20 protein-coding genes are annotated in these 21,385 nt (G+C 43.7%); 11 read left to right on the plus strand and 9 right to left on the minus strand.

The window, feature by feature from the left end; translation table 11 throughout:
* Position 1 precedes the first annotated feature (1 nt).
* Positions 2 to 1,135 carry a DNA polymerase III subunit gene (locus MgSA37_RS26635; protein ID WP_096356698.1) on the minus strand — a complete coding sequence of 378 codons (1,134 nt, stop codon included), beginning with the start codon at positions 1,133 to 1,135 and terminating at the stop codon, positions 2 to 4.
* Between the two features lie 218 nt (positions 1,136 to 1,353).
* On the opposite strand from MgSA37_RS26635, the gene ruvX reads away from it, so the two are divergent.
* Entirely contained in the window at positions 1,354 to 1,767 is a 414-nt protein-coding gene (ruvX, locus tag MgSA37_RS26640; protein ID WP_096356700.1) for a Holliday junction resolvase RuvX, read from the plus strand.
* A 514-nt stretch (positions 1,768 to 2,281) separates the two neighbouring features.
* Here the strand turns inward: ruvX and MgSA37_RS26645 are convergent.
* Positions 2,282 to 2,731: an SRPBCC family protein gene (locus tag MgSA37_RS26645; protein WP_096356702.1), complete on the minus strand. Its 450-nt coding sequence runs from the start codon at positions 2,729 to 2,731 to the stop codon at positions 2,282 to 2,284.
* A 111-nt stretch (positions 2,732 to 2,842) separates the two neighbouring features.
* A complete protein-coding gene (gene asnS / locus MgSA37_RS26650) occupies positions 2,843 to 4,291 on the minus strand; it encodes an asparagine--tRNA ligase (protein WP_096356704.1) in 1,449 nt (482 codons plus the stop codon).
* Between the two features lie 82 nt (positions 4,292 to 4,373).
* Between asnS and MgSA37_RS26655 the strand changes: the two genes are divergently transcribed.
* The 5 genes from MgSA37_RS26655 (at position 4,374) to MgSA37_RS26675 (ending at position 9,714) form a co-directional block, all read left to right on the plus strand.
* Positions 4,374 to 5,246: a DMT family transporter gene (locus MgSA37_RS26655; protein ID WP_172885377.1), complete on the plus strand. Its 873-nt coding sequence runs from the start codon at positions 4,374 to 4,376 to the stop codon at positions 5,244 to 5,246.
* Positions 5,243 to 6,109 (plus strand): DMT family transporter, encoded by an 867-nt coding sequence (locus MgSA37_RS26660; protein ID WP_096356708.1) that lies wholly within the window; start codon positions 5,243 to 5,245, stop codon positions 6,107 to 6,109. Before MgSA37_RS26655 ends, MgSA37_RS26660 begins: the two co-directional genes overlap by 4 nt.
* Before the next feature lie 47 nt (positions 6,110 to 6,156).
* Positions 6,157 to 8,079, plus strand: a complete 1,923-nt coding sequence (gene dnaG, locus MgSA37_RS26665; protein WP_096356710.1) for a DNA primase — start codon at positions 6,157 to 6,159, stop codon at positions 8,077 to 8,079.
* 173 nt (positions 8,080 to 8,252) lie between these two features.
* Complete coding sequence (locus MgSA37_RS26670; protein ID WP_096356712.1) at positions 8,253 to 8,621, plus strand: YraN family protein; 369 nt, start codon at positions 8,253 to 8,255, stop codon at positions 8,619 to 8,621.
* A gap of 7 nt (positions 8,622 to 8,628) precedes the next feature.
* Positions 8,629 to 9,714 carry a glutaminyl-peptide cyclotransferase gene (locus tag MgSA37_RS26675; protein WP_096356714.1) on the plus strand — a complete coding sequence of 362 codons (1,086 nt, stop codon included), beginning with the start codon at positions 8,629 to 8,631 and terminating at the stop codon, positions 9,712 to 9,714.
* 342 nt (positions 9,715 to 10,056) lie between these two features.
* Here MgSA37_RS26675 and tnpA read toward each other — a convergent pair whose 3' ends face one another.
* Both tnpA and pgi read right to left on the minus strand, forming a co-directional pair.
* On the minus strand, positions 10,057 to 10,500 hold the full coding sequence (tnpA, locus tag MgSA37_RS26685; RefSeq protein ID WP_096356718.1) for an IS200/IS605 family transposase: 444 nt from the start codon (positions 10,498 to 10,500) through the stop codon (positions 10,057 to 10,059).
* Between the two features lie 113 nt (positions 10,501 to 10,613).
* Entirely contained in the window at positions 10,614 to 12,260 is a 1,647-nt protein-coding gene (gene pgi / locus MgSA37_RS26690; RefSeq protein ID WP_096356720.1) for a glucose-6-phosphate isomerase, read from the minus strand.
* A 249-nt stretch (positions 12,261 to 12,509) separates the two neighbouring features.
* On the opposite strand from pgi, the gene MgSA37_RS26695 reads away from it, so the two are divergent.
* The 3 genes from MgSA37_RS26695 to MgSA37_RS26705 all read left to right on the plus strand — a co-directional run bounded on the left by MgSA37_RS26695 (position 12,510) and on the right by MgSA37_RS26705 (position 15,217).
* Entirely contained in the window at positions 12,510 to 12,947 is a 438-nt protein-coding gene (locus tag MgSA37_RS26695; protein ID WP_096356722.1) for a hypothetical protein, read from the plus strand.
* A gap of 140 nt (positions 12,948 to 13,087) precedes the next feature.
* Positions 13,088 to 14,180, plus strand: a protein-coding gene (prfB, locus tag MgSA37_RS26700) for a peptide chain release factor 2 (RefSeq protein ID WP_157750759.1) whose coding sequence is annotated in 2 segments (ribosomal slippage) — positions 13,088 to 13,147 and positions 13,149 to 14,180 — 1,092 coding nt in all. Because the reading frame shifts where the segments join, the coding sequence is not laid out codon by codon here.
* A 122-nt stretch (positions 14,181 to 14,302) separates the two neighbouring features.
* Positions 14,303 to 15,217, plus strand: coding sequence for an alpha/beta hydrolase (locus MgSA37_RS26705; RefSeq protein WP_096356726.1), 915 nt, complete (start codon positions 14,303 to 14,305; stop codon positions 15,215 to 15,217).
* Between the two features lie 109 nt (positions 15,218 to 15,326).
* On the opposite strand, the gene MgSA37_RS26710 is transcribed toward MgSA37_RS26705, so the two are convergent.
* The 4 genes from MgSA37_RS26710 to MgSA37_RS26730 form a co-directional block, all read right to left on the minus strand.
* On the minus strand, positions 15,327 to 16,229 hold the full coding sequence (locus MgSA37_RS26710) for a metallophosphoesterase family protein (protein WP_096356728.1): 903 nt from the start codon (positions 16,227 to 16,229) through the stop codon (positions 15,327 to 15,329).
* Positions 16,230 to 16,347: 118 nt separating this feature from the next.
* Positions 16,348 to 16,992 carry a response regulator transcription factor gene (locus MgSA37_RS26715; RefSeq protein ID WP_096356730.1) on the minus strand — a complete coding sequence of 215 codons (645 nt, stop codon included), beginning with the start codon at positions 16,990 to 16,992 and terminating at the stop codon, positions 16,348 to 16,350.
* A gap of 100 nt (positions 16,993 to 17,092) precedes the next feature.
* Positions 17,093 to 17,749, minus strand: a complete 657-nt coding sequence (locus MgSA37_RS26720) for a sensor histidine kinase (RefSeq protein WP_172885378.1) — start codon at positions 17,747 to 17,749, stop codon at positions 17,093 to 17,095.
* 918 nt (positions 17,750 to 18,667) lie between these two features.
* On the minus strand, positions 18,668 to 19,264 hold the full coding sequence (locus MgSA37_RS26730) for a hypothetical protein (RefSeq protein ID WP_096356736.1): 597 nt from the start codon (positions 19,262 to 19,264) through the stop codon (positions 18,668 to 18,670).
* Positions 19,265 to 19,432: 168 nt separating this feature from the next.
* Between MgSA37_RS26730 and MgSA37_RS26735 the strand changes: the two genes are divergently transcribed.
* Positions 19,433 to 20,317 carry a hypothetical protein gene (locus tag MgSA37_RS26735; protein WP_096356738.1) on the plus strand — a complete coding sequence of 295 codons (885 nt, stop codon included), beginning with the start codon at positions 19,433 to 19,435 and terminating at the stop codon, positions 20,315 to 20,317.
* A gap of 251 nt (positions 20,318 to 20,568) precedes the next feature.
* Complete coding sequence (locus MgSA37_RS26740) at positions 20,569 to 21,231, plus strand: FadR/GntR family transcriptional regulator (protein ID WP_096356740.1); 663 nt, start codon at positions 20,569 to 20,571, stop codon at positions 21,229 to 21,231.
* Positions 21,232 to 21,385 lie beyond the last annotated feature (154 nt).

A 21,385-nucleotide genomic window follows, 5' to 3' on the forward strand; every position in this document is an offset into this window, starting at 1 on the left:
ATTAGGTGTCCGCTTTCTGGCGGATCGTTAAACTTATTAACTTAATAATCTGTAAAGATACATCTAAAAATAAAATTTTAGGGTTTGCATTTCGTTCTATATGATAGTGGGCTTTTTCAAGCTCGTTGATGATCCCCTGTGCCAGCGGAATACTCATGGCTTTGGCCATCCGTTGGGCGGTTTCCAGCTCGCCGGGCGGCAAGTGAACCAGGTTTTCAGCGCCCGATAAAAGGAGACAGCATTCGCGTAAAAAGTTGATCCCGTAACGCAAAAAATTCTTCTGATTTTCACGCCCCATTTTTGAAGCCTGGTCAACAAAACCGACGATTTCAATCCCTTTGTTCCCAAAACACAAGCGCAGCCATTGCACAAACTGGTTATGAAAACTATCGTTGCCATCCTGCAGCATGGCCAGCGCTTCGGTTAAATTGCCGTTGCTTAAATAGGCTATTTGTGCTGCCGCTTCGTCCGTCTGGTGATGTTTTTCAACCAGGAAATCTTTTATTTCATGATACCCTAATGCCGGAATTTTGATCAGTTGCGTACGCGAAAGGATGGTGTTTAAAATCTGGTCCTGGTTTTGGGCCACCAATAAAAACAGGGTATTGGGCTGCGGCTCTTCAATAATTTTGAGCAGTGCATTGCCCTCCTTGTCTAAATATTCGGGCAGCCAGAGGATCAAAATTTTGTAGGCCGATTCAAAGGGTTTAAAGCTGAGTTTTTTGATGATCTGGTGGCATTCGGCAATGTTAATATTGGCCTGCTTGTTCTCCGCCTCCAAATATCCGCGCCAGGTATCCAAACTTAAATAAGGATTTGCGATAAAAGCTTCGCGCCATTGTTCGATAAAGGTAATAGCGGTATCATCCTTGTGTTTGGCAAAAAACGGGTACGAGAAATGCAGGTCGGGGTGCATCAGTTTCTGGTACTTGCGGCAGGAAGAACATTCGCCGCAGGAATCCTCCGGCTGTTTATCTTCGCAGGATAAATATTGCGCGTAGGCAACAGCTAAAGCCAGGCTGCCCGAGCCCGCGGGGCCCAAAAACAACTGTGCATGACTCACCCGGTTTTCTTTTACCGAATTGATCAAACGTTGCTTTATGGCATCCTGTCCTACTATTTGCTTAAACTGCATTGGTGCAAATTAGGGAATAGATTTGAGATGTGAGATATGAGATGTGAGATTTTGCTTGCATAAGTTACGTTTAAAGCAAATTTTACGCAAGATGGTGTAATAATAAGCGGTTTAGGGCGCATTTTTGATTAATTCATTTACTTTTGAAGGATGTATCAATTGGTTTTATTACTTGACGCCCGCGTCTCAAATCTCAAATCTCATATCTCACATCTCCTATGAGGGTCATGGCTTTTGACTACGGTACCAAGCGTATCGGCATAGCGGTTACGGATCCGATGCAGATCATCGCTACCGGGTTGGACACCATTCACCCGATAAAAATTATTGATTACCTGAAAAAATACCTGCAAACCGAGCAGGTGGAACGTTTTATTGTAGGCGAACCAAAACAAATGGATAATACGCCCTCGCAATCGGCGATTCATGTGAAGGGATTTGTCAACCTGCTGAAAAAAACCTTCCCGGATACCCCGGTTGAAATGCTGGATGAGCGCTTTACGTCAAAAATGGCGTCAGCTACCATTGCGCAAAGCGGCATGAATAAAAAGCACCGCCAAAATAAGGAGCTGGTGGATACCATTTCGGCCGTGATCCTGCTGCAATCGTGGATGCAAAAGAAATTTTATTGATTTTTGGGGATTACACCATAGGTGTTCGGAAGATAGATTTTCTCCCACAAATATTGAGTGAGGTGTCATGGTGAGGCTCTCGAACCATGTGGGCAAAGGCCTTTACACCATGCATAACCGCTAATGCATAGTCCGCGATTCCCCACGCACATGCTTCGAGAGCCTCAGCATGACACCCTTTTTGGTCTTCCGAACACCCAAGGGGATTACACCTATTGGGGGATGATTTATTCACTATCATTTATTTTTTAGTGGTGTTCATGAGCTCGCTGCGCTCGGTTTCACCGATTGCAGACGTTCAGGCTTTAGTAGTACAGCTTGAAAGCACCAAAGGGAGGCTATGTAAAATAGTGTAAACCCGGCTTTAACGAATAAGCGTGTAAACAACTTATTAACAAATCTTTACAAAACATTAATTTTTAAATGTGTAAACCTTTTGTAAACCCTTTCTGTGCTTTTTGAGTTCAATGAAATTGTAAGGTTGACGACTGGTCAATTTAGAGTTGACACAATTCTATGAGGTTTCTGCGGCTTGTTTGATCACCTGGTTTCTTGTAACCAGTAGCCTGCGCATGTAGCGGGTTAGAAAAAGGAAATTCGCCAACTTTCCCAGCCATCCCATCGGCGATTCAAAATCAAAAACATCTTTCATGATGGTTTGTCCATCAGCATAAAAAAAAAGATGATCATGCCGGAAGCTTTTGAAGGCGCCGCTCAACATTTCGTCCGTAAAATAATTGGGGTACTCAAATCGGGTAATTTTCGAAGTTAGCGTTTGCCGGATGCCAAAATGCTTTGCCTGCCAGGTAACCGTTTCGCCTAATCCAATCAGGCCGCTGGTTCGGCCGGCAATGGCTTGTTCACCGGTTTGTTTGGTGGACTCCATGTGGAGATCGATACTCCTTGCCAAATCAAAGCAAACTTCGATGGGGGCATTGATGCTGGTGGACAATTCGATGATCACAGATTTTAACTGATTTATTAGATTTCACTGATAAAAAAATAAAACAAGGATAGTGATTAATACCCGCCGATAGAAATCTGTGTAATCCGGAAAATCCTCCTAAATCAGTGATCAGAACTCAGCGTTTTTAGGAAACCTTGGGAAAGGGATCACATCCCTGATATTTCCCATACCGGTTACAAACAGCACCAAACGCTCAAAACCTAAGCCAAAACCGGCATGAGGACAGGCGCCAAAACGGCGGGTATCCAGGTACCACCATAATTCTTCTTTGGGGATGCCCATTTCGTCCATGCGCTGCTCCAGCTTATCCAGGCGTTCTTCGCGCTGCGAACCGCCAACGATTTCGCCGATGCCGGGGAACAGGATATCCATGGCGCGAACGGTTTCATTTCCATTCGCATCCGTTTCATTCTGCCGCATGTAAAACGCTTTGATCTGTTTGGGGTAATCGGTAAGGATCACCGGCTTTTTAAAATGTTTTTCTACCAGGTAACGTTCATGCTCCGATTGCAGGTCGGTTCCCCACCCTTCCACCAAATACTGGAATTTCTTTTTCTTATTCGGGGTAGACTCTTTCAGGATGTCAATAGCTTCGGTATAAGTCAGCCTTTCAAAATCATTATCCAGGCAAAACTGCAACTTTTCGGTCAGGCTCATTTCCGAGCGTTCATTTTGCGGCTTTTGTTTTTCTTCCTCCAGCAGGCGCTGGGTTAAAAATTCAATGTCCTCTGCATTTTTGTCCAACGCATATTTGATCACATATTTCAGCAGCGCCTCGGCCAGGTCCATGTTATCATTCAGGTCATAAAAAGCCATTTCGGGCTCAATCATCCAAAACTCAGCCAGGTGGCGGGTAGTATTGGAGTTTTCAGCCCGGAAAGTTGGGCCAAATGTATAAATATCGCTTAAGGCCATTGCGCCAAGCTCGCCTTCCAGCTGGCCGGAAACGGTAAGGTTGGTTGGGCGGCCAAAAAAGTCTTCTTTAAAATCGATTTCGCCCTTATCGTCTTTTGGCGGATTGGCCAGGTCGAAATTGGTTACGTGGAAAGTTTCGCCTGCACCTTCTGCATCCGAAGCGGTGATGATCGGCGTATGCAGGTAAACAAAACCGCGTTCCTGGAAAAACTGGTGTATGGCAAAAGCCAGGCTGTTACGAACGCGGAATATCGCGCCGAATGTATTGGTGCGGAAACGCAGGTGCGCGTTTTCCCTTAAAAACTCAAGGCTATGTTTTTTAGGCTGAATAGGATAGGTTTCGGGATCGCAATCGCCTAAAACTTCAATTACTTTTGCTTTAAGTTCTACTTTTTGTCCTTTACCTAAAGATGCAACAAGGGTGCCCGAAGCGCTGATGGCGGCACCGGTCGTAATCCTTTTTAACAACGCAGGATCAGTATTTTCAAAGTCAACTACTACCTGCAGGTTGCTGTTGGTTGAGCCATCATTCAAAGCAATAAACTGGTTATTACGGAAGGTGCGTACCCACCCTTTAACCAATACCTGAATATCCGTTTGTTCACTTTCCAGTAATGCTTTGATCTTAATCCGCTGGCTCATAAAAATAAATTTTGAGCGGCAAAAATACGATTATTGCTTCATTCTCTTATTCAGAATGCTCATTTTGTTTAAGTTTGTCTTAATGAACCCGAAATTAAGCCTGGCTATAGGTATCCTGTGTATTTCTTTTTCGCCCATATTTGTAAAACTCGCAGGGGTTCCGCCCGTACCGGCAACCTTTTACAGGATAATAATAGGCTGGCTTTGTTTGGTGCCCTATGTGGTGGCGAAAGGAAAATTAAAGATCGGCCCTAAAGCGTTGTGGATAGCCATTGCCGGGGGCGTAGTTTTTGGCGTTGACCTGGCCATCTGGAATATTTCGCTGATGACCATCTCCGCAACGATATCAACCCTGTTAGGAAACCTCGCCCCGGTTTGGGTCGGTTTGCTGAGCTATTTATTATTCCGGAAAAGAGCTGGTTCCCTGTTCTGGAAGGGAACGCTGCTGGCGGTTGCCGGGATGGTGGTGCTGGTTGGGTTCCGGGATGTATTAGCGTTTAAATTCAGCAACGGGGTGCTGCTGGCCCTCTTGTCCAGCGTACTTTATGCGGTTTATATCCTGATGACCGCCGGGATCCTGCAAAAAACGGATACGCTCACCTTTATGTTTTACAATATGCTCGGCGCCAGTGTTTGTATGCTGGTGGTTTGCCTTTTGGAGCACGACCAAATGAGCGGCTATTCCACCTCGGGCTGGCTGTACCTTGTCGCGATGGGCCTCCTTTGCCAGCTTACCGGCTGGATAACGATTAATAATGCGCTGCGGCACCTTGAGTCGACCAAAGTTTCGATAGCATTGCTTTCGCAAACTGTATTTGCAGGTATTTTAGCCATGATCCTTTTAGGAGAAAGGCTCGGGTTGAACGAGATCATTGGCAGTGCGATCGTTTTGGCGGGTATTGCACTAACTTTTTTGAGGCCAGGAAAAAACAAACCCCATACCGTCGCCGCATGAACCCCAAATTCAGTCTTGTTATCGGAATTCTTTGTATTTCCTTCGCGCCCATCTTTGTCCGCTTTGCCGATGCGCCGCCCGTTACGGCAGCCTTTTACCGCATGTTGATTGCATTGGTTTGCCTGGCACCCTATTGCTTCATCAAGCGCAACCTCAAAATCGACCGGAAGACGTTCATTATTGCGATAGCAGGCGGCATCCTTTTTGGCGCAGATATAGCCGTCTGGAATATTTCGCTCACCATAACTTCGGCAACCATATCATCGCTCATCGCCAATATTACACCCGTTTGGGTTGGTTTATTGAGCCTTATATTTTTAAAGAAGCGTTCGGGAAAACTATTTTGGGCGGGTACCTGCATCGCCATCATAGGGATTATTATTTTGGCCGGGTATAAAACTGTGTTTTCTATCAATGCAAATCTGGGTTTGTGGCTTGCGCTGTTATCAAGTTTACTTTACGCCATTTATATCCTTTTAACAAAATCAATCCTCGACCAGGTAGAAACGCTTACGCTGGTTTTTTATAACCTGGCCGGGGCAACCGTTTTTTTAGGGTTGATCTGTATGTTTCAGCAAGGCAACATGCTGGTTTTTTCGGGGAATACCTGGTTATGCTTTGCTGGCCTTGGCTTAATTTGCCAGTTAACCGGCTGGTTAACCATTACCCACAGCCTCCGGTTTTTGCCATCGACAAAAGTTTCGTTAGCCTTGCTGGCGCGGGCGGTTATTGCCGGATTCTGGGCGTTTTTGTTATTGAACGAGCGGCTTGGGTTGAGCGAGATTGTCGGAAGTGTGATTGTGCTGGCGGGTATAGCGCTGACTTTTTTAAAGCCGAAACAATCAAATAAAATCCTAAATTAACTTTTGTGAATAACGATTAATCGAATTGCCCTACATTTGCAAATAGCATGATCACCAAATCCACCGTCGACCGTATAATGGAAGCCACAGATATTGTGGAAGTGATTGGTGAGTTTGTACAATTAAAAAAACGCGGCGCAAATTACGTGGGCCTTTCCCCGTTTGCCAATGAGCGCACACCTTCGTTTACCGTTTCCCCGGCTAAAGGTATTTTTAAAGATTTTTCGTCTGGAAAAGGCGGCTCCGCGGTTACTTTTTTAATGGAGCTGGAGAAATTCAGCTACCCGGAGGCCTTAAAATGGCTGGCTAAAAAGTACGGGATAGAAGTGGAAGAAACGGTTGAAACCGTTGAGAACAAGGAAGAGGAAAATCACCGCGAAAGCCTGATGATCGTTACGGCGTATGCCGCCAAATTCTTTCACGAAAGTTTGCTGGATACTGAAGAGGGGCAAAACATTGGCTTAAGCTATTTTAAAGAGCGGGGTTTTAGCAACGACATCATTAAAAAATTCGAGCTTGGCTATTCGCCAGATCAATGGGAGGCATTTACCGGAGAAGCTTTAAAAAACGGGTATCAGCAGCAGTTTTTAGAAGAAAGCGGACTTTCGGTAAAGCGGGACAATGGTACGCTTTACGACAGGTACCGCGGGCGGGTAATGTTCCCGATCCATAGTTTTACCGGCAGGGTGATCGCTTTTGGCGGCCGCACCCTTAAAAGCGATAAAAACGTACCTAAATATGTAAACTCCCCGGAGTCGGAGATCTACCATAAATCCAATGTGCTATATGGGTTGTATTTCGCTAAAAAAGCAATCCGCGAGGAAGATAATTGTTTTTTGGTGGAGGGTTATGCCGATGTCCTTTCGGTTTTCCAGGCAGGGATCGAGAATGTGGTGGCTTCTTCGGGCACCTCGCTAACGGTTGAACAGATCAGGCTGATCGGGCGGTTTACCAAGAACATCACCATCCTGTATGACGGCGACGCCGCCGGGATCAAAGCTTCCCTCCGCGGGTTGGACATGATTTTAGAGGAGGGCCTGAATGTTAAGGTGGTGCTTTTCCCCGATGGACACGACCCCGACTCCTATGTGCGGAGCGTGGGCACTGCCGGCTTCAAAAAGCACATTGAGGACAACAAAAAAGATTTCATCCTGTATAAAACAGATTTGCTGCTGAAAGACGCGGGCAATGATCCGATAAAAAAGGCAGAAGTCATCCGCGAGATCGTTGAAAGCGTAGCCAAAATACCCGATTCTATAAAAGCCTCGGTATTTATTAAGGAATGCAGCTATTTGTTAAAGATAGACGAGCGGGCCCTGCTTTCGGAGCTGAATAAAATGCGGATGGCGAAAGCCAAAAAGGATTCGCAGCAGCAAATCTCAAGACCTCAGGTACCGGTTGATGAGTCGCTGCTGGAAGAGCCGCAGGAAAGGATCGAAAAAGACGATTTCAGCCAGGAAAAAGAGATCATCAGGTTGCTATTACTTTATGGCAACCGCGTGATCGACTGGGATGGCATAGCCAACACCTATATCGGCCCCTTTATTATTGCCGAACTAAGCGATATAACGTTTGAAAATGAAACCTGTAAATCGTTTGTGGAGATCTACCGCAGGGAGGTAGAAAACGGTGTGCTGCCTGATGAACAATATTTTATTCATCTCCCCCAAAAAGAGATCGTAGATTTAACCGTTACCCTTATCGCTACCAAATATACACTGAGCGATAACTGGTACGAGATGCACAAAATTTTGGTGCCTGATGAGCAGGTGAATATGCGTGCCACCATTTTAGGCGCCATTTTCCACTTAAAAAAGCAAAAGGTGGGTAAAATACTGGAAGGCTTGCGGAACGAGCTTCAAAAAACATCGGGCGAAGAAGACCAGGAGATCTTGCTTAACCAGTACATGCATATGAAAAAGGTGGAGAAAACCATTTCAGATTACCTGGGTTCAGTTATATTGAAATAATGGCACTTTGTGGCCTCACCCAACCCTCTCCGGGGGAGCGGGCTAAAAAGGGAGACTGTTCAAGTCCTCTCCCTTGGAGAGGATGTGTGAGGGCTTCGCCGTTTAGGTGAGGCAATACCCACGCTCGGGAATGAAAAATTGATTTAGAAAATGGTTAGCATAATCTCATTTTAATGGCCCAACACCTCGACCTTGGCCGCAAAGGCGAATCCCTTGCAAAAGCGCACCTGGAAAATTCAGGATATGAGATCCTGGATGAAAACTGGACGCACGGCAAATTAGAGGTTGACCTGATTGCCTATAAAAACAAGGTGATTATATTTACCGAAGTAAAAACCCGTACGGGTAATGGGTTTGGTGAGCCGGAGGATTTTGTCGACAGGCGCAAGCAAAGGCTTTTGGCCGAAGCGGCAGATGAGTACCTGTACCTGATGAACCACCAGGGTGAAGTGCGGTTTGATATTATATCGGTTTTGTTTGATCAGAAAAATAATTTTGTACTAAAACATATTGAAGACGCGTTTTGGCCTGATGCCACTTAAATATCACATGAAAAATAAATTTAGTTTATTAATAGCTACAGTAGCGTTATTGCTTTGTAACGCCGGCTGCAAGCATAACGATCAATCCGATAATACTGTTACCGTTAGCCCGGAAGCCGGTACTTCCTATAAATCGGGAGAACAGGTGACCGTCAAGGCACATTATCCAAAAGAGGTTAAGCCCGATTCTGTCGTTTATCTTCTTGATTCGGTTAAGGTTGGCTCGTTAAAGGATTCAACAGCGTTAACCCTTAAAACAGATTCGATGCACCTGGGCCCGCGCATTATCACCGCTAAAGTTTACCAGGGGGGCAAAAGCCAGGAAGGTTCTACCAATATTGTTTTACTGGCGGCAAAAGCGCCGGTGCAGTATGCATACAAAGTGATAAAGACCTATCCGCATGATACGAGCTGTTTTACCGAAGGCCTGGTTTACCAGGATGGCGTTTTATATGAGAGCGGAGGCGGCTATTTGAAGCCACCGAAAGACCAGGAGGTTACCAGCCAGTCGAGTTTAAGAAAAGTGGATCTGGCAACCGGGAAAGTGCTGAAGAAAGTGATGCTTGATTCGGCCGTTTTTGGCGAAGGGATCTCCATTGTAGGCAATAAGATCGTCCAGTTAACTTATCACGAAAAGGTAGGCTATGTTTATGATAAAGACACTTTTAACAAGCTAAGCACTTTTGTAAATAATACAGGTGTTGAAGGTTGGGGAATGTGCTTTGATGGCACAAAACTTTATATGGACGACAGCACCAACCGCATCTGGTTTTTGGATAAAGATACCTACAAGCAAATCGGTTTTATTGATGTTTATGATGACAAGGGCCCGGTTAGCAGCATCAATGAACTTGAATATATCGATGGAAAAATCTACGCTAATATCTGGCAAACCAATAACATCATTGTCATCGATCCCAAAACAGGTGCCGTGCTCGAGAAAATTGATCTGACAAACCTTTACCCCCAGGATAAAAGAGCACCTGGCGCCGATGTTTTAAACGGTATTGCCTACGATGCCGCAGGAAAAAGAATTTTCATGACCGGTAAAAAGTGGCCAACACTATATCAGGTAGAGTTCTTGAAGAAGTAAGTAGTTGGCAGTGGGCGTTTAGGTTTGCAAAACATCAATGGTTTGCGGGCAATTTTGACACCGCGTGGTTCCGGCTATCAAGTCCGGTATAGTGTGGTTTTGGTTGGCGGATTATTTGGCTAAAGCCACATTTCTATTTGTCTTTGTTATCCGTTGGCTAAAGCCAACGGCAATGATGATGATGGAGGCCAAAACAAACATCAAACGACTTGATTTAACGGAAGGACTGGGCGGCACGAGGGGATTAAATTGAGGGAATAAGAAAATATACAAAGGAACTTCATTGCCGTTGGCTTTAGCCAACGGATCAATAAATAGAGGGAGATGTGGCTTTAGCCAAAATTACGCAGGCAGATCCTTAATTCTCTCCCACCCATACTTCCTCATAAACTCATTCACCTCGTCCTCAAAAGACTTTTTTGCATGATGTTTTTCCTGGTTTTTGATATAGCCTTTTACTGCTTCAACTTGTGATTCACCCACCGAAACGGCAAAATAATCGTCCTGCCAGCTAAATTTAGCAGGGGTTAAGTTGTTCTGATTTATCCAAAACGAAGATTCGCCTTTTATTAATTGGGTGATTTTGGATATAGTTTGATCTTTTCCCAAAGAAATTAAACAATGAAGATGATCGGTATAGCCATCGATCGCTTCCAGGAAGATTTCCTTTTCTTTGCAGTTTTTTATAATGTGTTTATGCACATCGTATCGGATGTTTTTGTTAAGCCAGGGCTCCCTTTTTTTTGTGGAGAAAACTAAGTGAATCCAAATTTTCACAAATGACATGGTGGTTTTCGGTTAAAGGTTTTATGACATAAATTTAATCATTTCAATAGTTTATAAAAACAAAAAGCAAGTCCAGGCAATAATGAATTAAAAAGATCCTGGCTTTAGCCAAATTACCTCCACGCTTTGTATTGATTGATCAACCCATTGGTTGATGAATCATGTGAGCTTACTTCGCTGTCATCTTTTAACTCCGGCAAAATTTTACCTGCCAGCTGCTTGCCTAATTCAACGCCCCACTGATCAAAGCTGTAAATATTCCAGATGATGCCCTGTACAAATATTTTATGCTCATACATCGCGATCAATGAGCCCAGGCTGCGCGGTGTGATTTCTTTAAGCAGGAAAGAATTGGTTGGGCGATTACCATCAAACATTTTGAACGGCGCCAGTTTTTCAATTTCTTCGTCGGTTTTGCCTGATTTTTTTAGTTCAGCAACCACTTCCTCACGGGTTTTACCATTCATTAAAGCTTCTGTTTGTGCAAAAAAGTTCGACAGCAGCATATTATGGTGCTCGCCAAGGGGGTTATGAGATATTGCCGGGGCGATAAAATCGCAGGGGATCAGTTTGGTGCCCTGGTGGATCAATTGGTAAAAAGCGTGCTGCCCGTTGGTGCCTGGCTCTCCCCAGATGATCGGGCCGGTGGAATAATCAACGGCGTTGCCGTTCCGGTCGACATGTTTGCCATTGCTTTCCATATCGCCTTGCTGAAAATAGGCGGCAAAGCGGTGCATGTACTGGTCGTAAGGTAAAATGGCATTGGTTTCAGCTTCGAAAAAATTATTATACCAAATGCCTATCAGGGCCATTATGGCCGGGATGTTTTCTTCCAGTTCAGCTGTCTTAAAATGTTCATCAATGGCGTGCGCGCCGGAGAGCAATTCAACAAAGTTTTCAAAACCGATGCTTAAGGCTATAGACAAACCGATAGCGCTCCAAAGCGAATAGCGGCCGCCCACCCAATCCCAAAATTCAAACATGTTTTTGGTGTCGATACCAAATTTTGATACACCTTCGCTGTTGGTTGATAAAGCCGCAAAGTGTTTGGCCACATCAGCCTCTTTGCCACCGCCTGCCAGGAACCAGTCGCGGGCGCTGTGGGCATTACCCATGGTTTCCTGCGTGGTAAATGTTTTTGACGCGATCAGGAATAATGTTGTTTCGGGATTTAAGCCTTTTAGTGTTTCAACAATATGCGTCCCGTCAACATTCGATACAAAATGCATCTGGAGGTGATTTTTATAGGCTTTTAACGCTTCAGTCACCATTACTGGGCCAAGATCAGATCCGCCGATGCCAATATTTACCACATCGGTGATGGCTTTGCCGGTATAGCCCTTCCAGTTGCCCGAAATGATGTCGGCACTGAATGCCTTCATTTGGTCAAGTACTTTATTTACATCAGGCATTACATCTTTGCCGTCAACAAAAATAGGCGTATTGCTGCGGTTGCGTAGCGCGATATGCAATACAGGGCGGCCTTCGGTGGCGTTGATTTTTTCGCCTGAAAACATCGCTTCGATTGCCTTATTTAGTGAACACTCCCTTGCTAATTGTATCAGCAGGGCTACGGTCTCTTCATCGATCCGGTTTTTTGAATAATCGAAAAGGATATCTTCGAATTTTAACGAAAACTTGCTAAAGCGTTCAGCGTCAAATTCAAACATTTCGCTGATGCTTTTTGAATTGATATCAATATAATGGTCGGCCAGGTATTTAAAGGCCCTTGTGGTGGTAAAATCGGTGTTTGGCAACATATTTGAGTGGTTTTCTGCAAAAATAACAAGTTAATAATTAGCTGGGCATTAAATCTAAAACTATTCCTTGTTCGTGTTATTTTAACACCATTGCTATCGTGTTTGTTTTACACTATCTGAATTGTCATAATTATAACAAATTTTGATAATTGTTTGAACAATCAAAATAATTTAAGCTTATATTTGTGTTCGTGGCAAAAAAATAATGCTTTTGTCATCAAATTGTTAATCTGCTAAACCAAAATAACCATGTTTGAAAAACTTTTTTTACTTGTCAAGAATAACGCCGGGAGGGCTGTTATAGACAATCCGGAGATCCCGGAAAAGTACCATGAAGCGGTGATCAACGAAGCTTCAAGTTCAATTATTGAGGTGTTAAAGGGCCAGATGGAGACGGGGAAGGTAAAAGACCTGGTACGTTTTTTCCAGTTTTCAGGATTTTATAATAAATCGCTGGTAGCAAGCATCGTTAATAAATTTGCCAATAAACTAAACAAATTTTACGGTTTAGCGCCGGAACCTGCGATGCATGCCGCGCAATTGCTGATACCGCCGGTGATGGAAGAAATGGTAAAACAGGCAAAAAACGAGCAAAATAAAGATTTCGGTTTATCCAACCTGTTATCAAAATTAACAGGCGGTCAGCGCGACATGAGCGGCCTGGTAAACCAGCTGAGTATAGCTTAGGTAAAGTTAAAAACGTTATAAATGTTAAAAAGGCTGTAAAGGGAGAAACTTTACAGCCTTTTTTAATTCAGAGCGAATCAATTTGCAACATTTCAACTTTACAACATTCCAACCTTACAACAAAACAATATATTTGCCACATGACTAAAGAACAGATCCAGGATTTAAGGGAAAGAGTAACTTCCCTGAGGAGGCATCTTTGACATCGACAAGAAACTCGATGCGCTACAAAAAGAGCAGGATATAACCATTGGGCCGGGTTTTTGGGATTATCCCAAAGAGGCCGAAAAGGTATTAGCCTCCATCAAAACAAAAAAAGTATGGACAGACGCCTACCAGAAAGTAGTTGCTGTTGTTGAAGATACAGGTGTGCTGTTTGAATTTTTCCAGGCGGGCGATGCTACCGAAGCCGAGATGGAAGAGCAATATCAACAAGCGCTAAAAGCCGTTGAAGAGCTTGAATTTAAGAACATGCTCTCGGCCGAAGAAGACCAGTTTAACGCTGTATTGCAAATAACAGCGGGCGCAGGCGGAACCGAAAGCTGCGACTGGGCCGGCATGCTGATGCGCATGTACATTATGTGGGCCGAAAAGAACGGTTACAAGGTTAGCGAACAGGATTTCCAGGAAGGTGACGTGGCAGGGGTTAAAACAGTAACGCTGCAGATAGAAGGTGATTTTGCATACGGCTACTTAAAAGGCGAAAATGGTGTTCATCGTTTGGTCCGTATTTCGCCGTTTGACTCTAACGCTAAGCGCCATACCTCATTTGCATCTGTTTATGTTTATCCCCTGGTGGATGATACGATAGAGATTGATGTAAAAGATGCCGATATTGAATTTGAAACCTTCCGTTCAGGTGGCGCCGGCGGGCAGAATGTGAACAAAGTGGAAACTGCGGTAAGGCTCTATCACAAACCCTCAGGGATTATCATCAAGAACCAGGAATCGCGCTCACAATTGCAAAACAAGGAAAATGCTATCCGGTTGTTAAAATCGCAGTTGTATGAGGCTGAAATGCGCAAGCGTTTGGAAACAAGCAACGCTATTGAAGGCAATAAGAAAAAAATTGAATGGGGATCGCAGATCCGCAATTACGTTTTGCATCCATACAAACTGGTTAAAGATTTACGTACCGATTATGAAACATCCAATGCCGCCGCGGTACTTGACGGAGATCTGAACGATTTTTTAAAGGCGTATTTGATGGAATTTGGCGGTGATAAGGGATAGTTATTGGTTGATTGAGTTGATTAAGTGAGTAGTTGATTTGAAGAACAATATATTAATTTGTTTGGTAGAGACGCGATGCTTCGCATCTTTTACCATGGTTGAAAGATACAATGCTATAAGTTATGAAAAAAACACTCCTTATTTCAGTTTTTGTTAGTTCAATGTTATTTGCTATGGCGCAGGAAAAACCAATCCCATTATACCCCAATGGTGTGCCCAACAGCAAACCGGCACCGGCAACCTACGTTCAAAAATTGGACAGGGACTGGATGCTTATGGTTACAGCACCAACCATTACCCCCTACCTCCCTGCAAAGGGAACTGCAAACGGAACCGCTATCGTGATATTTCCGGGAGGGGGTTATGCGGGCCTTTCTATGGAAAATGAAGGCTCCAATATTGCAGCGGCTTTCAATAAGTTTGGTGTAACCGCCTTTGTGGTTACTTACCGGCTGCCGAGCGATGACATTATGGTTGATAAAACCATCGGCCCGTTGCAGGATGCACAGCAAGCCGTATTAACAGTGAGAAAAAACGCTGACCAATGGGGCATTAAAACCGATAAGATAGGGATCATCGGCTTTTCGGCCGGCGGGCATTTAGCATCAACGGAAGGTACGCATTTTAACAAACCCGTGATCGAAGATAAAAACGGCATCAGCGTTCGCCCCGACTTTATGGTGCTGTTGTACCCGGTGATCACTTTTGGGCCAATGGCGCACGTGGGTTCAAGGGAAAACCTGATCGGTAAAACGCCCTCGCAGGATTTGATTGATCTTTACAGCAACGAAAAACAGGTAACTGCCAATACGCCGCCAACCTTTTTAGTACATGCCGAAGATGATGACCTGGTGCCGGTTGAGAATACGCTGATGTTTTACGATGCGCTTTTAAAAGCAAAGGTGAAAGCCGAAATGCACATTTTTCAGTCAGGCGGACATGGTTTTGGACTGAACAACCCAAAAACCAAAGATAAGTGGATCGACTGGTGTAAAAACTGGATGGAAACAAATGGGTTTATTCCCCCGGCGCAATAGCCCTCCGGCCCCTAAACGGGGAGAATAAAATAATATTGAATAATGAATGTCGAACGTTGACAGGCACTTCAAATTCTACATTCATTATTCGGTGTTCGATATTAATTTTTCAGTAGTTAACATACCGTTCATCAAACGTGCCATCGGCGTAAAAATCAATTAAGCCATAGCCCGGCGCTGTTTCTCGTTTGTTGCCTTCCCACCAGGCGCCGCTTACGGCGCCGTTGCAGATATAGGTTACATTATTATAAACCACTTTGTCGCGTAAGTGGATGTGGCCGCTAAGGCATAGTTTTACATTGGGGTGTTGGTAGAATAAGCTGGTGATCTGAGCAATATCGGTATGCATATCGCCACCCAATACTTCCCACCGGTTTACCGCAGTTTGGTCGTCAACCATCAGGGTTGCGGTAAGCAGCGGGATATGCGACATGATACAAACGGGCATGTCTTGCCGGGTTGATTTTAACTCTTTCTCCAGCCAGATGAACTGTTCGTCGCCCAATTTGCCGATGTACCAGGTGTTGTCGATATCCAGGTGCACGCTGTCCAGCAGGATAAATTTCCAGCCGTTTTTGACGAAGCTATAATAAGGGGATGCCAGTTGTAACTGGTTGATGGCATATTCCTTGCCATACAGGGCCTGTCCCTTGTCGTTTTCGTTCCACCACACATCATGGTTCCCCAAAACGTAATGTACAGGCAGGCTGCAGTCTGACTTAATGAGTGAATGCCATAATTTCCATTGATTGTTGATGGTATCCAGGTTTTCCTTGTTCATATCAAAAACAATATCGCCCCCGTTCAGGATCAGGTCGACATTGGGTTGCTGCTGCACATGATGAAGACAGCGGGCAAAACGCGCCGGGGCGTCAAATTTGTCTTTAAGGTGCACATCGGTGAGGTGTGCTACCCGCAAAACAGGCTTTTTATCGCCCGCAAAAGTTTTAAATGGCAGCGTGGGCAAAAGCATTGCGCCGCCAAGGGTTTTGAGAAGGGAACGTCTTTCCATTTTTTTTAAACGTCAGGAAGCAAGAGCCAGGATAAAAAAGAAACGGCAAGGGGCTTTCAGTCCTGGCTCCCGGTTCTTGTCTCTTTGTTCTTAACGCCGCAAGTTACACAACCAATGTTTACTCAAAATTAAATATACCATTTTGAATAGCATAAAGTACGAGTCCTGACCTGGATTTTAAATTCAGTTTCAGGAAAAGCGCCTCGCGATAGTTATCCACCGTGCGGGGGCTTACAAACATCTGGTCGGCTATTTCTTTATAGGTAAGTTCGGAGCAGCAGAGTTTTAAAAATTCCAGCTCTTTTTTGGTGAGGTCGGGTATTTCCTCTTTATCCGAAACAGACCGCAAAAGCTTGCCGGAAACCATTTCATTGATATAGCTGCCTTTTTCGTGGATCGCTTTAATGGCTTCCAGCAATTCGCGCGGCCGCGATTCTTTTAACACATAGCCCCCGGCCCCGCATTTGATCATCCGGATTACCGCCTTGTCATCCTCGAACATGCTTAAGGCCAGCACTTTTACCCTGGGGTGTTTCTGCTTCAGCCATTTGGTGGTATCATAACCATCCATTACCGGCATATTAATATCCATTAATATTACGTCTGGTAATGGATATTTGTTAAGCGCTTGCTGGAACTGCTCGCCGTTTTCCGCATCAAAAAGCACGTTAAGCTCCGGAAATTCTGCCATGAGTGCCGCAACACCATTCCTGAATAAGGTATGGTCATCAACAATGGCAATGTTTATTTTCTCTTTTTCCATTTGCTAAAGATATTTTTTGCCTCTCCTAAATACTCTCCAAAGAAGAGGACTTTGATTCCGCCTTTTTTAAGCACTCCCTGGCGTGGGCAGGGTGGGGTGTTTAAGGATAAGGAATTGAAACAGTTACCCGCGAACCTTCGCCCGGGTTTGAAGTAATAACGGCCTCGCCCCCGATGATCGCCGCCCTTTTGCGGATGTTTTGCAGGCCTATACCGGCTTTTCCGGCCGGCAAACTATCCGTATTAAACCCGACACCGTTGTCGATCATGGATAAATTTAATTTCCCGTCGAAGTGATCAAGCGCGATGGATATTTGTGTTGCCGCCGCATGTTTAATGATATTGTTAAAGATCTCCTGCACAATCCGGAAAATGATCAGGTCCTTATCCGGGTTGCCGGCGGCGGGCAGCTCTTCGCCCGGCACGTAAACGATTTCGTACCGGCCCGAACGCTCCATCCAGCTAACCTCCTGCCTGATGGCCTCCGGCAAGCCAAGGGCCACCAGCTGGTCGCCCTGCAGCAGGTGGCCCAGCAGCCGCATTTCTTTGATGGAGCGCAGCGTCAGGTCGATGGAATCATTGATCTTTTGCCGGGCCTTTGCTTCATTATCCAGCTCAATGGAATTGAGGGTTAATGAAGTAAGGCTAAGCAGCTGGCCGATGTTATCATGCAGGTCGGCGCCGATGGTTTGCATAGTTTGCTCCTGCACTTCGAGCTGGGTTTGGATTAAGGTGTTTTGAAAAGCGGAGATTTCCATCTGGTGAATTTTTTTTCGAGTATGATATAATATTGCTGTTATTATAATGACAGTGACAAGCAATAAAAAAAACACGCTGATTAGAATAACTACCTGAAAAACTTCCATTTCGGTATTGAATTTATCAGACCTAAAATAATGCTTATGTAGAAAAAAATATTTAATGGCCGTGTTATTAAACTAAACAATTTCATTGTTTCGTCGAAATCAAGGTTGAATAAGTAGGGGTATAAACCCAAGAACACGAAAACACCACCAAAAAAAACCATAATACCCACCGAAATCCAGAAGTCTGGATGTGCGTATATCGGATCAATTATGTCTGCGTCTATATAAAACAGTAAATGAGTATAGAAAACGAATAATAAAAGGCCTTCAACGTCGATATTTATTGCTGGCATTGATTTAAAGTGGTATGTGAAATAGGAAATCGATAAACTAAAAAAAATAAAAAAAGGTATAGAATACTTTATTATTAATCTGAAATTGTTTTGTGCGCAACTTTTTAGATAATATAAACAGAAGAGAGAATATTCTATTGGATTAAACAAGTGATATGTCCAACCAAAGTCTATGTGATAATGAACAGCTATGGTTGAAAACACCTCTACTAACAAAGTAGCAGATAAAACCAGTAGAATGTATAATGACTTTTTACAGCCGCTTCTAAAAGATCTAAACGCCAAGAAAAGTCCGCAACAAATTAAACTTAAATATACAGCGTTATAGAGACTCACAATTTGCGCGGGCTTAGATTAAGAATAATAGCGTTAATGGTCTTAAGCTCAATCAAATATACGAAGTATCTTTTGTTTGTTAGCCTAAGACCATTTTTCAACTTTTATTTTTCTTTTTCGATCGCCTTTTTCAATAAATAGTAATGTTCATCTAAAGGGCGTTTTGAATCAAAATTTAGCATTATAGGCCCCCCGGAGGATTGCCATATTCTCCGCTTAGCGACATCGTGGCAACCTTATTATCTTTTAAAATAAAACTTTCATCCGGTATTGGAGGATATGTTGCTGGCGGATAGTTGAGATCGTAGCCGTTCATATCAACACCAACCATTACCAAAGAATAATGTAATTCCCCATTTTCTAACGGCCTGGCGCCCAAGTAAGACCTTATGCCCTCGCAATTTGGCTGACTCAGTATTTTCAATATAATTGTTTTATCAAATGTAACCCCATACATTAAGTTGTATATGTTGTTTGCAGTTTCAAAAGACAAATCTTTTTCTTTTTCAGCAATCTCCGTTAGTGCTGTAAAAAAAGCTTTAGTTGATTTATGAGCGGCAGAAATCATTTGAATAGCTAAATTGGCTTCTATTGGCTTTCCAAAAGATGTGGAGTCTATAGATGACTGATATTCTTTTAGTGGCGTATGAGTTCTCATCCCAAGTTTGCTACTTTGTTCCGGAAGTGTTATTGGCGCACCACAAACGCCTGATGCTTTTGTTGGATCTTCACATTGGCCAAATACCTGCCATTCGTGATCTTTTAAATCTTCTTTCATGATAATCTTGTTTTAAGTTTACCCCTAAATTCTGAATTAACTTCCACACTACCAACGCCATTTCACCCTTTTTTATACCGTAAAAACACCTTGTTAAAAAAGGCTGAATTACGGCATTTTCAGCTACCGTTTAGTTGGAGATTTGGACGGTCACTAAATCAAAAAATCATGAAAAAGCTATTAAAATGTTTCTTGTTGTTATGTCTTGCCATTTTTAGCCTTAGCGCATTCGGTCAAAGTAATAAAATCGGGTTTAAATATTATCTGACTAAATCAAAAGTTGACCAAATGACGCTTCCCTCAAATGGCTTTGGTTTGAAAGACAGCGTAGTAGTATTTGCAAAAGGTGAAACCGTAACCTTACAATCGGGTAAAACGGTAAAACTAACAAAAGACAGCGTTTTAATAAAAGACGTCACTCTTTGTAATGGAAGCACCTTACAATGTAATATTACACCAACGGCTGGTTTTTTACAAATCGATCCCTGGGCAATCGTGACGAATCCTTGTGGGGATCCTTCTGGGAAAAGCACTATGATCAATGCTTTTTCGAAGAACTCTATTATTATTACTTTTCCAAGAAAATTGGTTGGTAATCCAACTATGGTATTGAACCTGAATTACGGGGCATGGATTTTAAATGTAAGTACACTAGGTGTTAAGTTCCGGCCATCGGTGAAGGATTCGAACAATGTAAAGCATGCGGCAACAGCCACTGGAAGCAATTTAAATTTGGGGCTGACCTATGGTTATTCATGGGGATTCACGGCGTTCAATAATCGAACGAATAATAGCTATTCTTTTACATTAAGTGGTGGACTGGGTTTTTCTACAATTGATATAACGAAAGAGATAGTAACGGCACATCTGGATTCAGGATTAGGGAGCGAATTTGTATTAAGCCCATCGATTAATATGATATTTGCGAGAAATGACATAGGAATTTTATTTGCGCTAGGTACCGATTTGATGACAGGAAAACAAGGGTCATCTTGGGCCTATCATGGTAAGCCTTATTTCGGCCTAGGTATAGCAGCCGGGTTTAGACTCTGATTTTTCGAGAATAAGCAACTATTTATTTATGCAGCATTTCCTTATCGGGTACTGCTCTAAATAACTTGTTTATCAGAAAGGATTATTTTAATAACCCGTCAGTTGAGGATTGTGTTTAGTTAACATATGCCATTTTAGATTGAAATTAGAAAACATGAACTGACAATATATATACCCCCCCCATCCGTAACAAAAATATAACACCCAATCTTCATTAATTCCATTAAATTTACGCATCATATGATGATGCGATGAACCCTGTCCACATTTCTCACAGATCCTTAGCCGATGAGGTTGCTTCGCTGCTGCAGGATAGAATTTTAAAAGGCGAATACAAGGTAAACCAAAAGCTGCCGGTAGAGGCAAAGTTGATGGAACTGTATGGCGTTGGCCGTTCTACCGTCCGCGAAGCGGTAAAGACTTTGGTGAACTCGGGCTTTTTACGTGTGCAGCAGGGTAAGGGTACTTTTATTGAAGACAATACGGGGATGAACGAACCCCTTAACCAGCGCCTGAAAAGGGCCAACCCGCAGCATATTATTGATGTGAGGCAGATGCTGGAAATAAAAATAGCCGAAAAAGCCGCCAGCAACCGCACCGGCAATGATATTTCGAAACTGGAACACTTTTTAAATAAAAGAGCAAAAGCTGCCGACCAGAATTTACCGGAGGAATGTATTGAGGCCCATATTAACTTTTTCCAGGTGCTGGCCGATGCGTCAAAGAACGACCTGCTGTCGGGCTTATACAAACAGTTCCTGCTGCAGTTGAAAACCGAAATGCTGGAGAATATGAAAGACACCGCCTTTTTTAAAGAAAAACGCGATCATTACCAAAACCTGCTGGATGGTATTTTACGGCAGGACGCTAAGAAGGCCGCCTTCTGGAGTGGCAAAATTAACGGGGCCATGTAGCAACTCCGTGCTCCGATTGCGCTGACATAGCTGACCGGGCCGGCAATTGGGCCGGAATGCCGGATGGGCCCCGGGTACACTCCCCGCCATTTTAAATAATTAAATCCCCGTTTCCTGTTATTTGGCCTTAAGCAGGCACGTTTAAGGAAACATT

Origin of the sequence: Mucilaginibacter gotjawali (assembly GCF_002355435.1) — a bacterium.
In the GTDB taxonomy this organism is placed as follows: domain Bacteria; phylum Bacteroidota; class Bacteroidia; order Sphingobacteriales; family Sphingobacteriaceae; genus Mucilaginibacter; species Mucilaginibacter gotjawali.

Excerpts from the sequence above, each read along its gene's own strand:
- MgSA37_RS26635 (WP_096356698.1), bottom strand. The coding sequence starts at position 1,135 with ATGCAGTTTAAGCAAATAGTAGGACAGGATGCCATAAAGCAACGTTTG.
- ruvX (WP_096356700.1), top strand. The coding sequence starts at position 1,354 with ATGAGGGTCATGGCTTTTGACTACGGTACCAAGCGTATCGGCATAGCG.
- asnS (WP_096356704.1), bottom strand. The coding sequence starts at position 4,291 with ATGAGCCAGCGGATTAAGATCAAAGCATTACTGGAAAGTGAACAAACG.
- MgSA37_RS26655 (WP_172885377.1), top strand. The coding sequence starts at position 4,374 with ATGAACCCGAAATTAAGCCTGGCTATAGGTATCCTGTGTATTTCTTTT.
- MgSA37_RS26660 (WP_096356708.1), top strand. The coding sequence starts at position 5,243 with ATGAACCCCAAATTCAGTCTTGTTATCGGAATTCTTTGTATTTCCTTC.
- dnaG (WP_096356710.1), top strand. The coding sequence starts at position 6,157 with ATGATCACCAAATCCACCGTCGACCGTATAATGGAAGCCACAGATATT.
- MgSA37_RS26670 (WP_096356712.1), top strand. The coding sequence starts at position 8,253 with ATGGCCCAACACCTCGACCTTGGCCGCAAAGGCGAATCCCTTGCAAAA.
- MgSA37_RS26675 (WP_096356714.1), top strand. The coding sequence starts at position 8,629 with ATGAAAAATAAATTTAGTTTATTAATAGCTACAGTAGCGTTATTGCTT.
- tnpA (WP_096356718.1), bottom strand. The coding sequence starts at position 10,500 with ATGTCATTTGTGAAAATTTGGATTCACTTAGTTTTCTCCACAAAAAAA.
- pgi (WP_096356720.1), bottom strand. The coding sequence starts at position 12,260 with ATGTTGCCAAACACCGATTTTACCACCACAAGGGCCTTTAAATACCTG.
- MgSA37_RS26695 (WP_096356722.1), top strand. The coding sequence starts at position 12,510 with ATGTTTGAAAAACTTTTTTTACTTGTCAAGAATAACGCCGGGAGGGCT.
- MgSA37_RS26705 (WP_096356726.1), top strand. The coding sequence starts at position 14,303 with ATGAAAAAAACACTCCTTATTTCAGTTTTTGTTAGTTCAATGTTATTT.
- MgSA37_RS26710 (WP_096356728.1), bottom strand. The coding sequence starts at position 16,229 with ATGGAAAGACGTTCCCTTCTCAAAACCCTTGGCGGCGCAATGCTTTTG.
- MgSA37_RS26715 (WP_096356730.1), bottom strand. The coding sequence starts at position 16,992 with ATGGAAAAAGAGAAAATAAACATTGCCATTGTTGATGACCATACCTTA.
- MgSA37_RS26720 (WP_172885378.1), bottom strand. The coding sequence starts at position 17,749 with ATGGAAATCTCCGCTTTTCAAAACACCTTAATCCAAACCCAGCTCGAA.
- MgSA37_RS26730 (WP_096356736.1), bottom strand. The coding sequence starts at position 19,264 with ATGAAAGAAGATTTAAAAGATCACGAATGGCAGGTATTTGGCCAATGT.
- MgSA37_RS26735 (WP_096356738.1), top strand. The coding sequence starts at position 19,433 with ATGAAAAAGCTATTAAAATGTTTCTTGTTGTTATGTCTTGCCATTTTT.
- MgSA37_RS26740 (WP_096356740.1), top strand. The coding sequence starts at position 20,569 with ATGAACCCTGTCCACATTTCTCACAGATCCTTAGCCGATGAGGTTGCT.